Here is a 13,482-nt window from a genome sequence, read left to right as displayed (position 1 = left end):
CCTCACGTTGAACGAGAGGAATGGTCCTTTCCAAGCATCAAGGGGTTGACAAATCACCAGCCGATCTTGAAGGTGTGGGTGGCGCCGAGGGAGCCGGTGACGTCCACGGTGTGGCTGCCGACGCCGGCGACCTTGACAGTGATGGACGTCTGGAGCTGGGTGGGGTCGGACAGGGCGAAGGTCCAACCGCCCCATCCCCGCGACCAGAGCACGGAGGCCGGGGCGGACACGGAGACCCGGCCGACCGAGGCGGCGGCCCAGAAGTTGGCGGCGATGATGTCGGAGTCGAGCTGAACCGCTTGCACCGCAGCGGTGTTGGCCAACACCTGGAAGCGGCCACACGCCCCGGCGGTCTCCCACGGCGTCGCGCCGGGCAGCACGGCGTAGGCGTAGGAAGCACCCTTGGGGTTCGGGCCGTGGTCGATGAGGATCTTCTGGAACCGCCGCGTGTACGGCACGGTGGTGCCGTGCGTGTTGGCCCCGGTGTCCACGCCGAACCAGGTGCCGGTGCGGTCTTCCCGTGACGTCACAACGGAAGCGCCGTCGAGCAGGGCGTAGCCGGCGACGCCTTCGAGGTGCAGCCAGTGCCGCTGGGCGGTGAGCCGCTTGGTGCCGTTCTCACCGAGGCTGCGGTTCTCGATGGTGGTCCGCACGTGCGCCCCGGTGGCGTCGGTGATGCCGGCGCCGAGGCAGACCACGCCGTCGGGGGTGAAGAACCAGGACTTCTTGGCCGACAAGGTGCCGTCCTGGGAGATGAAGTCCAGCCCGAACGCGCCGTGGCGGTCGTCCCAGCGCGAGCCGCCGACCCACGGAGTGGTGGTCAGCGGCGTGGTGGCCAGCAGCGGCGGCGGGGTGGAGTCCTTCTCGGTGGTGCCGGGCAGCAGCAGGGGATCGACGGTCGGCCAGTAGGCGTCGCTCCAGTTGGCCTGGTCGCCGGGCAGGAACGTGTACAGCACACCGTCGCCCGTGTACCAGCCGTGCTGGTTCTGGCCGTTGATCGCCTCGTACCGGGTGATCCGGGTGGAGCCGACGCCGAGCGAGGCCGACCAGGTCGGCGTGACGTGCACCATCCGGTCCTGCTGGGGGAAGATCCGGTGCACGGACACGGTGTGCGCGGCGTCCCTTGTGGACAGTTCCTTGGCGTACTCCACCTCGGGCACGCCGACCATCTGCAGGCCGCCGGAGAACCGGACCAGGTTCTCCACCTTGAAGTACGGGGCCCACTGGCCTTCCTTGATCCACTTGGTGGCCAGGGAGACGAGTTGCCTGCGGGTGTCGCCGGTGGCGTGCCGGGCCAGCAGCACGGTGGCGGCGGTGAGCTGGTGGCCGGCGTCGTAGCCGGTCTCGCCCTGCCGGGACAGCATGCGGCCGCGAACGGGCTCCATCATCGCGCCGGAAGTCACGAAGGGCGCGTACACGTCGGCGACGGTCTCGTAGAACTTCTGCTTCACGTCCGTGGCCAGCTGGGTCGCGGTGCCGTCGGTGACGTGGATGATGCCGGCCGCGGCGGTCAGCAGCACCAGGCCGTAGTGGCCGGGATAGGGCACGACGCCGTGCTGGATGAACGAGCCGTCGGTGTGATAGCCGTCGTTGACGGTCACCCGCGCGACCAGGTTGGCCGCGCCGCCGCCGGCCTGGTCGGTGACGGCCGCGATGGCGTTCACGATGCGCTGCGAGTCGCCGGCCAGCGCGCCGGCCACGATGCTGATCAGCGACTTGTCGGCGCGGTTGGCGCCGGTCTCGACCAGCCCCTTGGTCGCGGTGCGGAAGTTCGGGTCGTTGTTGAAGCGCAGCACCGGCCGCAGGTAGCGCTGCAGGTCGGCGTCGGCGAGCTGGTCCCGCATGCACACCAGGATCTGGATCACCCAGTACGGCACGCCGATCTCGTACGAGTACCAGTTGCCGATCTCGCCGGTGTTCTCGTTGTACTCGGTGCGGTACAGCGTCTCCAGCGCGGTGGCGATGCGGGCGGCCTGACCGGGCTTGGCCGACAGCGCCGAGCCGGGCGTCGCGTAGTCCACCGCGATGGTGCGCAGCCGGTAGTACATCGTCGGGAAGTAGTCGCTGCCCGGGCCGACCTTGAGGTCGGTCCACAGCTGGTCGCCGGAGACGTCCATGGTCGAGTCGTACTGGACGGCGACCTCGTCGAGCGCCTTCACCGCACCGGTTCTCTCCGGCGAGGGCTGGTTGCGTCCGACCTGGAGCTCCCGATAGGCGGCGATGATCTTCTCAGCGTCGGTGACCGGCGCGGTGGTGGCCGCGGCGGCCACTCCGGTGCCGACCGACAGCGTGCCGACCGCCGCCGTGGAGACGCCCGCGGCGACGCCGTATCGGAGCAGATCCCTGCGGTTGATCGACATCCCCGCCTCCAGTTTCACATATCTGAACCAGCTTCACATTCTCGAATACGACGGGAAAATTAGTGTGACCGGCGGCACGTGTCAACGGCGTGACCGAACCGCACTTGAGTGGCTCATTTGCGTCCTGGGGCCAAACAAGCCACTCAGGTACGGGAGGAGTCAGTTACGGGGCAGGGCCAGCAGGGCGACGCCGGCGGCGGCGAGCAGGCCGGCGACCTCGATGATCGGGTCGACCTGACCGGCCGGCAGCAGCACGGCGACGGCGACCAGGGCCAGCACGCCGATCTGGATGAGCAGGTAGCGGCGCAGCGGCCGGCGGAACGCGGACAGGTGCAGCCGGGAGTCGATCGGCAGCACGCCGGCGATGGCCGAGAGCACATGTCCCAGGTGCAGCACCGGGATCAGCAGCACAGCCTCGACGCTGACGTCGGTCCCGTCCATGAACGCGGTGGCAATGGCGGCGCCGCCGATCAGCACGGTCATGGCCGGTGAACTGGGCAGCGCAGCGGCCACGGCGACCACCACGCCGAACACGATCAGCATGGAGAAGCCCAGCCCCTGTGCGGTGAGCAGCACGAGTACCAGCACACCGAGCAGGCCGATCACGACCCGCAACCACCAGCCCGACACGCCCGGGCGCAGCTCCAGGGTCATCGGCGAACCCGCCGCAACAGGTCAGCGACCGAGCCGCCATCCGACCAGGACATCACAGCCACGCCCCGATCCCGCAGCGCGGTGAGGCGGGCGGCGTGCTCCAGCAGGAGAACCCGCCGCACGACCTCGCCCCAGCGGTCGGACCGGTCGGCGATCAGGCCGGACGGCAGCACATCCACGGCCAGCACCCGGTTTCCCCGCCGAGCGGCGTGCACGGCCGCCTGCACGATGGTGTCGTCGAGAAACGGCGACAACACGATCACCACGGCTCCCGACGGCACCTGCCGCTCGGTCAGCACCGGCATCGGGGACCAGCCAGCATTGGCCGCACACACGACGATCTGGTTGCGCAGCCGCAGAAGTTGCCGGCGGCCGACGGCGGGAGCCAGCCCGAGCTGGGGCCGGCCGAGGTCGACCAGCCCGACCCGGTCCCCCAGCCGAAGGTAGCTGGCCGCGAGCGAGACGGCGGCCCGCACGGCGGTGTCGAGGCTGCCACCGGGACGGACCGTCGCACCGAGCAGGGAGGTGGGCCACTCGGACATGTCCGGCACCACATCGGATCGGGTGTCCAGCGCCAGCACGATGTCCGCGTCGGCGGTCGCGTGTCGTTCGCGTACGTACAACTCGCCGTTGTCGCTGCGCAGGGAAACCCGCCAGTCGATGCCGCGCAGCCGGTCCCCCGGCTGGAACCGGCGGATGTCCCGCAGCTCGACGCCGTCGCCGGGGCGGCGGGAGCGGTGCGCGCCGACCAGGCCAGCCGGCCGCGGCGGCATCGGCCCGACCGGCAGTTTGTCCAACGGCGGCAACACGGTTCGGCTCATGTCGCTGCCGACCATCGGGCCGTGCACGACCATCGCGTCCGGCCCGGCCAGCAGGTGGTCGACCCGCACGTCGACGCCGACGCCCCAGGCGGACCGGCGCAGCGGCGCGGACACCCGCCGCGCCGACGCCGGCAGCAGGTGCACCAGGCCGGGACCGCTGATTCCCTTGGTGGGCAAGCGAATCGCCAGCAGCTCGGCGTTCTCGCCCGGCTCGATCTCGACGATCACCGACGTCGTGTCCGTGGTCTCAGCCGTACGCGGCGGCCGCGTCACCTTCACCGCGGGCACACCCGAGGGCGCGGCCAACACGGCCAGCACGCCGGAGATCAGCAGCGGCGCGCCGACCAGCACCAGCTCGACCTTGTGCATGATCACGCCGACCACGACCAGCCCGACCCCGAGCAGCAGGGCGCGGCGCATGGTCTCCGTGCTGTGCCAGGTCTCGTTGCGGCCGCCCCGCAGCGCCTGGCGGATCCGCTCCGCTCGCATGCTCATCGCGTGCTCGCCGGCCCCGGGACCTTGCCCAGCAGCTCCGTCACCACCTGCACGCCCGTGACGCCCGAGGTCCACGTCTCCGGCCGCAGCACCAACCGGTGCGCGAGCGCCGCGACCGCGCACTCCTTGACATCCTCCGGCAACACGTGATCCCGACCGTCCAAAACGGACAGTGCCCGGGCCACCAGCGTCAGCGCGAGCGAGCCGCGCGGGGACGCGCCGACCTCCACCGCCGGGTGGGCCCGGGTGGCCGTCACGAGATCCACGCAGTAGCGCAGGATGTCCTCGTCGACTGCGGCCTTCTCCACCTCGGCCTGGAGTTCGGCCAGCCCGGCGGCGTCCACCACCGGCGCGACCTCGGTCTCCTCGCGCTGCCGGGCCAGCCGCCGGCGCAGCACCTCGATCTCCTCCGCGGCCGGCGGGTAGCCGACGTCCAGCCGGAGCAGGAACCGGTCCAGCTGCGCCTCCGGCAGCGGGTAGGTGCCCTCGTACTCCACGGGGTTGGCGGTGGCCAGCACGTGGAACGGCCTGGGCAACGGGAAAGTGCGGCCCTCGACGGTGACCTGCTTCTCCTGCATGGCTTCCAGCAGCGCCGACTGCGTCTTCGGCGGCGTGCGGTTGATCTCGTCGGCCAGCAGCAGGCCGGCGAACACCGGGCCCGGGCGGAAGGCGAACTCCCGGGTCGACGGGTCATAGAGGAAGGAGCCGGTGACGTCGGCCGGCAGCATGTCGGGCGTGCACTGGAGCCGGCGGAACTCCAGGCCCAGCGCCTGGGCCATGCTGCGGGCCAGCAACGTCTTGCCGAGCCCGGGCACGTCCTCCAGCAGCACGTGACCGCCCGCCAGCACCGCCGCCAGGGCGAGCCGCAGCGTGCGGCGCCCGCCGACGACAACCTGTCCGACGGCGTCGAGCACCGCTTCGCTCGCGGCGGCCACACCGATCACAGTTCCTCCAGTCGGGTCAGCAGTTCCGCGAACCGCGCCGGGTTGGGCATGGTCGCGGTGCGGTCGGTGAGCAGCCGGTGCAGGTCGGCGCCGAGCAGCTCACGGGCCACCGGGTCGTCCAGTCCGAGGTCGCCGCAGCCGGGACGGCGGCGGATCCGGCCCAGCGCAAGCGCTTGCAGCCGCGGGCGGACCCGGCTGGCGAAGCGGGTCGGGTCGGTCTCCGCGTCGGCCAGCCGGGCGCCGAGCGAGCTGGCGTGCGTGGCGATCGGGGCGGACGAGCTGGCGGGCAGCGGCTGCCAGCTCGGGTCCACCGGCGGCAGCAGCCGCACGCCCAGGAACACCAGGGCCGCGATGGCCAGCGTGATCAGCAGCGCCCACGGCACCAGCGGCACGCCGATCACGATGTACTGGAACAGCAGCGCGACCACGGCCGCGGCGCCGGTGACTAGCCAGGTCAACGGGCCGCCTCCAGGTCGGCGATGATCCGGTCGAGCGCGTCGCCCGCCGCCTCGGCGTCCGCGTCGGTCATCGCGCCGGCGCGGCCGAATCGGGCCCGCCCGTACAGTCGGCGCAGGTCGTCGAGCGCCCCGGGGTTCACGTCGTGCCCGGCCAGGACCGCGCCGGTGAACTCGGTCGGCGTCTCGTGCGGCTGCCGTCCGGTGCCGGTCTCGGTGGCCGCCTCCTCCAGCGCCAGCCAGGCCGCGATCACCCGGTCCGACGGCGGGCCGCCTTCGCGGGCCCGCAGCCCGACGAGCGCTCGCTTTCCGGCCTGCACCAACGATCCCAGCGACCCGTAGGCCACGCCCTCGGTCTCCTGGTCGCCGTTGTGCGGGGCCACCAGCGTCCGGGTTCGACGGCGCAGGCGGATCAGGCTGAGCAGGGCGATGACCGTGGACACGACCAGCAGCAGGCCGACGGTCCCCAGGAGCAGGCTCAGCCAGGCCAGCGAGCCGCCGGTGCCCAGCTGCGGCGGCGGCGTGTTGGTGGGCGGCGCAGTGGTCGTGGGGGGCGCGAAGGGTGTCATCCGCAACGGCTCCAGCGCGAACGACGCCGCGCCGCGGGCGGCGACCACCGCGAGCAGCAGCAGCGCCGCCAACGCCAGGATCCGGGGCGCGACACGCGACATCCTGGAAGGATGCACCATCTGCCAGGCTGGTCGCATGGGATTGTTCACCTTCGGGCAGGCGCGGGACGAGCTGGCTCGGCTTTTGCCGGTTTTGGACGAGATCGTCGCGCTGCGGGCCGACGCCGCCGAGGTGGCCGCCTCGCTCGCGCCCGGTGGCCGGCCGACCTCGATCGGCGGGCTGCCCGAGTGGAAGGCCGCGCAGGCCCGGCTGGACGAGCTGATGACCGTGGTGCAGCAGACCGGGGCCGAGCTCAAGGGCCTGGCGCCGCTGCTGGTCGACTTCCCGTCCGACCTCGACGGCGTGCCGGTGCTGCTGTGCTGGCTGGAGGGCGACCGGGAGCTGGCCTGGTACCACCGCGACGACCTGGGCTTCGCCGGCCGCCGACGGCTTGGTAATTGAACGTTCGCTCAATTAGGCTGGCGCCATGGCGACCCGCGACCCCGAGGCCAAGCGCCAGCAGCTGCTCGACGCCGCCCTGATCGAGTTCGCCGCGCACGGCATCAGCGGCGCGCGGATGGACCAGGTCGCCAAGCGGGCCGGGTGCAGCGCCGGTCTCGCCTACAGCTACTTCAAGGGCAAGGACGAGCTGTTCGACGCCGTCTACGAGCAGATCGTGCGGCAGACCGTCAGCACCGTGCCCATCGACCCGGAGGACCTGCCCGGCTACGCCGCCCGGCTCTACGACGCCAACCAGGCCAACCCCGAGGTCGTCCGCCTGATCACCTGGTACCGCCTGGAGCGCGGCGAGGCCGCCCTGGCCACGCCGCTGGCAGTGCAGTCGACCCGGTCCAAGATCGACGCCGTGCGGGCCGCCCAGGTCGCCGGCACGGTCTCCGACCGCTTCCCCGCCGAGACGCTGGTCGCCCTGATTCAGCACATCGCCATGCTCTGGTCGGTCAACGAGCCGCGGGGGCGGATGCGCGACACCGTCGCCGAATCCGTGCGCCGGTTGGTGGAACCGTAACCCCGAGTCCGAAGTGGACGGTGCCGACCGGTCTCAGCGGAACGCGGCGATGTTGCGGGCGGCCCAGTCGGCGAAGGAACGCGGCGCTCGGCCGAGGACCCGCTGGACGTCCGGGCTGACGCGCAACTCGGCCGGGTTCGGGGAACCGAGGATGTCCAGCGTGTCGTCGGCGAGTTCGGCCGGCATGCTCCGGATCATGCCGGCCTTGGCCTCCTCGCGGGTGAGCTCGTGAAACCGCACCGGCGAGCCCAATGCGGCGGCGATGGCCGCCGCCTGCTGGCGCGGCGTGATCACCTCCGGCCCGGTCAGCTCGTACACGCCGCCGGTGTGCCGGTCCTCCACCAGGCAGGCCGCCGCGACCTCGGCGATGTCCACCGGGTCGACGATCGGCACCCCGGTGTCGCCGAAGGGCGCGGCGACGACCTGCCGGGTGCGAACGGATTCGGCCCACCACAAGGCGTTCGAGGCGAAGCCACCCGGCCGCAGGACGGCCCAGTCCAGGCCGGACTCCCGCAGCACGTCCTCCAGCGCGAGCATCGCGATCCGCGTCGGGCCGAAGGGCCTGGTCGTCACCCCCTGCGAGGACAGCAGGACGACCCGGCGGACCCCGGCGGCCGCGGCTTTGCCGATGACGTCGGCCGGGTTGGCTCCGACGGCGTGCAGGTCGCCGGAAAGCAGCAGGAACAACGCCTTCGCCCCGGCCAGCGCTGGTTCGAGGCTCGCCGGCTCGGCCAGGTCGGCCACCACGTGGCGGACGCCCTCCGGCACCGCCGTGGCGTGCCGCGACACCGCCGTCACCTGCGCGCCCGCCTCGGCCAGCGCCTGCGTCAGCGGTCGGCCCACATTCCCGGTAGCCCCGGTCACCACGATCATGAACAGCTCCTTCGTCCGAACGTTCTCCGTGGTCAGGACGCTAGGAGACCGGGCTAACTCTTGGTAAGGACATACCTGGAGGTAAGCTCAGTACGTGACGGGAGGCGTGCAGTTCACACGAGCCGAGGTCGGGGCGCGGTATGAGGTGTTTCACACCGACTGCCCCGCGCGCGACGTGGTCGACCACGTGACCAGCCGGTGGGGCATCTGGGTGCTGATCTCGTTGCAGAGCAACGATCTCCGGTTCTACGAGCTGCGCGAGAGCATTCACGGCATCAGCGAGAAGATGCTCGCCCAGACGCTGCGCGCGCTGGTCCAGGACGACCTGGTCTGGCGGCGGGTCGAGCCGACGACGCCACCTCAGGTCACCTACGGGTTGACCGAGTTCGGCCGGGACGTCGGCGAGCCGCTGGCCGACCTGTTCGGCCGGATCACCCGGCGACTGCCGCCACGCGACACGGACCAGCCCGCTACGTGGACTCGGTCTCAGCCAGGCGCTTGAGGCCGAGGAGCCGGCGGTCCCAGACCGAGGCGAGGCCGGCCAGGTAACGGGAAGCGGCCTCAAGCGGGCCGGGCTCCACCTGGTAGAGCACCTGGCGGCCGTCGCGCCAGCCGCTGACCAGGCCGGCCTGCTCCAGCACCAGCAGGTGCTTCGTCACGGCCTGCCGGCTGACCGGCAGCCGCGCGCCGAGTGTGGTCGCGCTGGCCTGCCCGAGCTCGGCCAGCACGTCCAGCAGCTGGCGGCGGGTCGGGTCGGCCAGCGCGACGAGCACGGCGTCAACGCTCACATTCGGCCTTGGCGAAGTCCAGTTGCATGCGCCATCCCTTGACGTTCCCCTCCCGGTGCTCGGCCGAGACGAAGCCGCTCTCGAGGACCTTCAGCGTGGTCACGCCGTCGGACTCGGACAGCCAGAACTCCACGAGCGTCGTCGCACGCTCGTCGCCGTCGTCCAACCAACGGTACGCGACGTAACTGTGCGGTTCGGCCTTTTCCGTGCGAATGCGAAAGCTGCCGTACTTGGGGTCTGTCACGACGTCAATGTCCTCGGCCTCGCGGCTGCGGGTCTGCTTGCTGCGATCGCCGTCGCCGATCCACCAGCCGGCCTCGCTGACCAGCGCCCACACCTTGGCCACCGGGGCGTTGATGGCGATCTCGCGCTCGATGTCGTCCACGTGTTCTCTCCTCCTCATGTGCTACCCCCAGGTTGCACCTAACCGCTCGGAAGTGCAACCCACGGGTTTCACTTGGCCGACTATGGTCGCGCTGTGCCCACCACGCGCCTCGATCTCGACCGGATCCACGCCGCACGCCGGGTGATCGACCCGATGTTCCTGAACACCCCGATGTACCGGTGCGACGCGCTGGGACGCCGGCTCGGCTGCGCCGTGAGCGTCAAGGTCGAGACGGCGAACCCGGTCCGCAGCTTCAAGGCCAGGGGCACCGAACTCGTCGCCAGCCTACTGGCCTCGGCCGGACGGACGGCCGTTGTCTGCGCCAGCGCCGGCAATCTGGGCCAGGCCCTGGCTTGGTCCGGCCAGCGGCGGGGTCTGCACGTTACGGTCGTGGCCTCGCGGCAAGCGCCCGCGGCCAAGCTCGACCGGATCCGTGCGCTGGGCGCGGAGTTGGAGCTGGTGGACGGCGACTTCGACATGGCCCGCGAGCGGGCGGTGGACATCTCGCGGGAACGCGGCATCCGACTTCTTGAGGACAGCCTGGACATCGAGACCTGCGAGGGGGCCGCCACGATCGGCCTTGAGTTGGTGGACAAGGAAGTCCCGTTCGACACGGTGCTGATCGCGCTGGGCGGCGGGGCGATGGCCACCGGCATGGGTTACGTCCTCAAGACCTTGGCGCCCCAGGTCGAGGTGATCTGCGTGCAACCCTCGGGTGCGCCGGCGATGACCCGCTCCTGGCACTCGCGGCGGGTCATCACCACCGAGTCGACGGACACCATCGCCGACGGCGTCGCCGGCCGACGTCCGATCCCCGAGGTCCTGGACGACCTGCTGGCCGTGGCCGACGACGCCGTCCTGGTCCGCGAGTCGTCGATCATGGCCGGCATGCGGCTGCTCCTGGAACAGACCGGCCTGGTCGTCGAGCCCTCGGCCGCCCTCGGCGTCGCCGCCGTCCTGGAGGACCGCGACCGGTTCGCCGGCCGCCACGTCGTCTCCGTCATCTGCGGCAGCAACGTCGACCTGGACTCCTACCGGCAGTGGGTCCATCAGTGACGAGGTCCGGGACCTGCCAGGTCTCCTGCTTCGAGGATTCTTCGGCAAATCTGGATTCCCCAGGCCATGGTGCGCGACGATGGGCGCAACAGGTTGCGATTGGGGGCCACACATGGCAGTCGAGCTGCGGTTGCTCGGCGCCGTCGAAGCAACGGCCAACGGCCGGACGCTCGACCTCGGACCCGCGCGGCAGCGGTGCGTGCTGGTGGCGCTCGCAGTCGGAGCGGGCAACCCGACCTCGCTCGACCAGCTGGCCGACCGGGTGTGGGCGGAGCGGCTGCCGAGCGGCGGCCGCAAGGTGCTCTACGGCTATCTTTCGCGGCTGCGACGGATATTCGAAGACGTGGGCGTGACGATCGAGCGGCGATCCGGCGGCTACGTCCTCACCGTGGACGACGGCGCGGTGGACCTGCACCGGTTCCGCACCCTCGTGGCCGGGGCGCGGTGCGCCGAGTCGGACGAGGAGTCCCTCGCGCTGTACGACCAGGCGCTCGGCCTGTGGTACGGCGAGGCCGTCGCGGATCTGGACACGCCGTGGTTCGTGGCGCTTCGCGGCGAGTTGGCCACGGAGCGGCTGGCGGTCCAACTCGACCATGCCGAAGTCGCGTTGCGCTGCGGTCGGCATGCCGAACTGTTGCCGGCACTGTCCACGCTGGCGATGGGACATCCGCTGGACGAGCGGCTGGCCGGGCTGCTGATGCTCGCCCTGCACCAGAGCGGTCGCCAGGCCGACGCTCTCGAACGCTATGAGCTGACCCGTAAGCGGCTCGCCGACGAACTCGGCATCGATCCCGGACGACAACTGCGTGAGGCTCACCTCGTGGTCCTCGCCGCCGAGCCGGCCGGCGCACCCGTGACAACGAACGCGGTTCCGCGTCAACTGCCCGCGCCGCCGCGCTGGTTCATCGGGCGTACCGGTGAACTGGCCCAGCTGGACCAGGCCATCGTCGCCGGGTCGACCGTGGTGATCTCGACGATCGGCGGCATGGGCGGCATCGGAAAGACCTATCTCGCACTGCAGTGGGCGTACCGAAACCTGCACCGCTACCCCGACGGCCAACTGTTCGTCAACCTCGGCGGCTTCGACGGGACGGGCGAGCCGGTGTCGACCGCGGCCGCGGTGCGCCGCTTCCTCGACGCGCTCGGTGTGGTCGCCGGGGCGATACCCGCCGACGTGGACTCCCAACTCGGCATGTACCGCGGGCTGGTCGCCGACCGGCGGATGTTGATCGTGCTCGACAACGCCCGGGACACCGCCCAGGTGGCGCCGCTGCTGCCCGGTGGCACCTCCTGCACGGTGTTGGTGACGAGCCGTCATCGGCTCGGCGGTCTCGTCGCCGCGCACGGGGCGCAGCCGCTCGCCCTCGGCGGGTTCGACCCAGGGGACGCCCGAGCGCTGCTCACCTGCCGGCTCGGGCAGGACAAGGTCGCCGCCGAACCCGCCGCGGTCGACGAACTGGTCCGGCACTGCGCCGGGCTCCCGCTGGCGCTGGGCATCGTCGCCGCCCGCGCGGCCAGCCACCCCGACTTCGGCCTGGCCGCGGTCGCGGACGAGATGGCCCCGGCCTCGGCCCGGCTGGACGCCCTGGACGTCGGCGAGCTCACGGCCAACCTGCGTGCGGCGTTCACCGCGTCGTACAACGCGCTCAGTGACGGCGTCGCGCTGATGTTCTGCCAGTTGGGACTCGTGCCCGGGCCGGACATCAGCGTGTCGGCGGCGGCGAGTCTGTTCGGACTGCCCGGCACGGCGGCCGCGAGCGGACTGCGTGAACTGGAGGCCGCCCATCTGGTGCAGCAACATCTGCCCGGCCGTTACCGGATGCACGACCTGATCACCTTGTACGCCGCCGAGCAGGCGCGTCGACACCTCGACCAGGTCCAGCGGACACAGGCGTCGCAGCGACTCAGCGACTTCTACATCCACACCGCCTACGCGGGGGAAAGGCTGCTGGATCCGGACCGGCCGGCGATCGAACTGCCCGCGCCGCCACCGTCCTGCACGCCCGAGCGGCATCGCGACGTCACCGAAGCGCTGGCCTGGTTGGAAACCGAGCACCCCGCCGCGCTCGCCATGCTCGCGACGCTGGCCCGCGCCGGCGATCACGCCAGGACGTGGCGGTTGGCCTGGTCGCTGGGCACGTTCCAGTGGCGACGCGGGCATGTGGCCGACAACCTCGAAACCTGGCGTGTCGCGCTGGCCGCCGCACGGGCGCTCGGCGACCTCAGCATGCTCAGCCAGGCACACCGGCGACTCGGCTTGGCGTTCGCGCGCGCCAACGAACACGAACCGGCGGTGGAACAGCTACGGCAGGCCGTCGACGTGGCCGAACGCGCCGGCGACCCGGCCGACCTGTCCGTCAACCACCAGTCGTTCGCCTGGGTCTGCGCACGTCAGGGTCGCGACGCGGAGGCGCTGCTGCACGCGGAGCGCGCGCTTCGCCTGCTTCCCCAGGCCGCGGTGGACGCCAACTCGCTCAACCTCGTCGGCTGGTACAAGGCCCGCAGCGGGCAGTTCGAGCAGGCACTCGAGTACTGCGAGGCCGCCCTGACCGCGTGCCGGCGCGAAGGAAACCGGGAAGTCGAGGCGGACACCTTGGACAGCCTCGGTTTCATCGCGCACAACCTCGGCCGGCACAACGAGGCGGTGGCGCACTACCGGCAAGCCGCGACGCTGTTCAGCCAGCTCGGTCACGTGTACGAACTGGCCAACACCTTCGACATCCTGGGCCGCTCGCTGTGCTCGCTCGGGCAGGGCGCCGAGGCCGACGCCATCTGGCGGCGGGCGCTGGCGCTGTTCGAGGCACAGCACCGCACCTCGGACGCGACGCGGATACGGCGTCAGCTGAGGGGATTCGAGCGGCGAACGGCGGTGGCCTCGGCCCGGACGCCGATTGAAGGTTTGGCGAAGCTTCACTGAAGGCCGGCCGGGCAGCATGGTCCGCGCACGCGATGAGACAGCACGCCGGTGGCGGCCGCGTTCAGAGGGGAAACGCGGGCGGCACCGGCTGCTGGTTG

At 71.3% G+C, this 13,482-nt stretch carries 14 protein-coding genes; 5 read left to right on the top strand and 9 right to left on the bottom strand.

Going from position 1 to position 13,482, the window contains the following annotated elements; genetic code table 11:
- Positions 1-53: 53 nt before the first annotated feature.
- The 6 genes from JJ691_RS50225 to JJ691_RS50200 form a co-directional block, all read right to left on the bottom strand.
- A complete protein-coding gene (locus JJ691_RS50225) occupies positions 54-2,360 on the bottom strand; it encodes a polysaccharide lyase 8 family protein (protein WP_211766414.1) in 2,307 nt (768 codons plus the stop codon).
- Between the two features lie 159 nt (positions 2,361-2,519).
- Positions 2,520-3,014 (bottom strand): hypothetical protein, encoded by a 495-nt coding sequence (locus tag JJ691_RS50220; RefSeq protein ID WP_211766413.1) that lies wholly within the window; start codon positions 3,012-3,014, stop codon positions 2,520-2,522.
- Entirely contained in the window at positions 3,011-4,330 is a 1,320-nt protein-coding gene (locus JJ691_RS50215) for a DUF58 domain-containing protein (RefSeq protein ID WP_249227558.1), read from the bottom strand. The genes JJ691_RS50220 and JJ691_RS50215 overlap by 4 nt, the downstream gene beginning before the upstream one ends.
- Complete coding sequence (locus JJ691_RS50210; protein ID WP_211766412.1) at positions 4,327-5,274, bottom strand: AAA family ATPase; 948 nt, start codon at positions 5,272-5,274, stop codon at positions 4,327-4,329. The genes JJ691_RS50215 and JJ691_RS50210 overlap by 4 nt, the downstream gene beginning before the upstream one ends.
- Positions 5,271-5,732 carry a hypothetical protein gene (locus tag JJ691_RS50205; RefSeq protein WP_211766411.1) on the bottom strand — a complete coding sequence of 154 codons (462 nt, stop codon included), beginning with the start codon at positions 5,730-5,732 and terminating at the stop codon, positions 5,271-5,273. Before JJ691_RS50205 ends, JJ691_RS50210 begins: the two co-directional genes overlap by 4 nt.
- Entirely contained in the window at positions 5,729-6,400 is a 672-nt protein-coding gene (locus tag JJ691_RS50200) for a DUF4129 domain-containing protein (RefSeq protein ID WP_211766410.1), read from the bottom strand. The genes JJ691_RS50205 and JJ691_RS50200 overlap by 4 nt, the downstream gene beginning before the upstream one ends.
- 34 nt (positions 6,401-6,434) lie before the next feature.
- Between JJ691_RS50200 and JJ691_RS50195 the strand changes: the two genes are divergently transcribed.
- Positions 6,435-6,800 carry a DUF2203 domain-containing protein gene (locus JJ691_RS50195; protein ID WP_211766409.1) on the top strand — a complete coding sequence of 122 codons (366 nt, stop codon included), beginning with the start codon at positions 6,435-6,437 and terminating at the stop codon, positions 6,798-6,800.
- 25 nt (positions 6,801-6,825) lie between these two features.
- Entirely contained in the window at positions 6,826-7,365 is a 540-nt protein-coding gene (locus tag JJ691_RS50190; protein WP_211766408.1) for a TetR family transcriptional regulator, read from the top strand.
- A gap of 33 nt (positions 7,366-7,398) precedes the next feature.
- Here JJ691_RS50190 and JJ691_RS50185 read toward each other — a convergent pair whose 3' ends face one another.
- Positions 7,399-8,238 carry an SDR family oxidoreductase gene (locus tag JJ691_RS50185; protein WP_211766407.1) on the bottom strand — a complete coding sequence of 280 codons (840 nt, stop codon included), beginning with the start codon at positions 8,236-8,238 and terminating at the stop codon, positions 7,399-7,401.
- A 106-nt stretch (positions 8,239-8,344) separates the two neighbouring features.
- On the opposite strand from JJ691_RS50185, the gene JJ691_RS50180 reads away from it, so the two are divergent.
- A complete protein-coding gene (locus JJ691_RS50180; protein WP_249227557.1) occupies positions 8,345-8,740 on the top strand; it encodes a winged helix-turn-helix transcriptional regulator in 396 nt (131 codons plus the stop codon).
- On the opposite strand, the gene JJ691_RS50175 is transcribed toward JJ691_RS50180, so the two are convergent.
- Complete coding sequence (locus JJ691_RS50175) at positions 8,709-9,026, bottom strand: ArsR/SmtB family transcription factor (protein ID WP_211766405.1); 318 nt, start codon at positions 9,024-9,026, stop codon at positions 8,709-8,711. The genes JJ691_RS50180 and JJ691_RS50175 overlap by 32 nt on opposite strands.
- Positions 9,016-9,411: an SRPBCC domain-containing protein gene (locus JJ691_RS50170; protein WP_211766404.1), complete on the bottom strand. Its 396-nt coding sequence runs from the start codon at positions 9,409-9,411 to the stop codon at positions 9,016-9,018. The genes JJ691_RS50175 and JJ691_RS50170 overlap by 11 nt, the downstream gene beginning before the upstream one ends.
- A 93-nt stretch (positions 9,412-9,504) precedes the next feature.
- Here JJ691_RS50170 and JJ691_RS50165 point away from each other — a divergent pair, with 93 nt between their 5' ends.
- Complete coding sequence (locus JJ691_RS50165) at positions 9,505-10,467, top strand: threonine ammonia-lyase (RefSeq protein ID WP_211766403.1); 963 nt, start codon at positions 9,505-9,507, stop codon at positions 10,465-10,467.
- Between the two features lie 112 nt (positions 10,468-10,579).
- Positions 10,580-13,384: an AfsR/SARP family transcriptional regulator gene (locus JJ691_RS50160; RefSeq protein ID WP_211766402.1), complete on the top strand. Its 2,805-nt coding sequence runs from the start codon at positions 10,580-10,582 to the stop codon at positions 13,382-13,384.
- Positions 13,385-13,482 lie beyond the last annotated feature (98 nt).

It is taken from the genome of Kutzneria sp. CA-103260 (genome assembly GCF_018263855.1).
Taxonomy (GTDB): Bacteria; Actinomycetota; Actinomycetes; order Mycobacteriales; family Pseudonocardiaceae; genus Kutzneria.
The sequence above is the reverse complement of the archived record's forward strand: the minus strand, read 5'-3'. Positions and strand labels throughout refer to the sequence as shown.

Coding starts and splice junctions, on each gene's coding strand:
- JJ691_RS50225 (WP_211766414.1), bottom strand. CDS start 2,360: ATGTCGATCAACCGCAGGGATCTGCTCCGATACGGCGTCGCCGCGGGC.
- JJ691_RS50220 (WP_211766413.1), bottom strand. CDS start 3,014: ATGACCCTGGAGCTGCGCCCGGGCGTGTCGGGCTGGTGGTTGCGGGTC.
- JJ691_RS50215 (WP_249227558.1), bottom strand. CDS start 4,330: ATGAGCATGCGAGCGGAGCGGATCCGCCAGGCGCTGCGGGGCGGCCGC.
- JJ691_RS50200 (WP_211766410.1), bottom strand. CDS start 6,400: ATGTCGCGTGTCGCGCCCCGGATCCTGGCGTTGGCGGCGCTGCTGCTG.
- JJ691_RS50195 (WP_211766409.1), top strand. CDS start 6,435: ATGGGATTGTTCACCTTCGGGCAGGCGCGGGACGAGCTGGCTCGGCTT.
- JJ691_RS50190 (WP_211766408.1), top strand. CDS start 6,826: ATGGCGACCCGCGACCCCGAGGCCAAGCGCCAGCAGCTGCTCGACGCC.
- JJ691_RS50185 (WP_211766407.1), bottom strand. CDS start 8,238: ATGATCGTGGTGACCGGGGCTACCGGGAATGTGGGCCGACCGCTGACG.
- JJ691_RS50160 (WP_211766402.1), top strand. CDS start 10,580: ATGGCAGTCGAGCTGCGGTTGCTCGGCGCCGTCGAAGCAACGGCCAAC.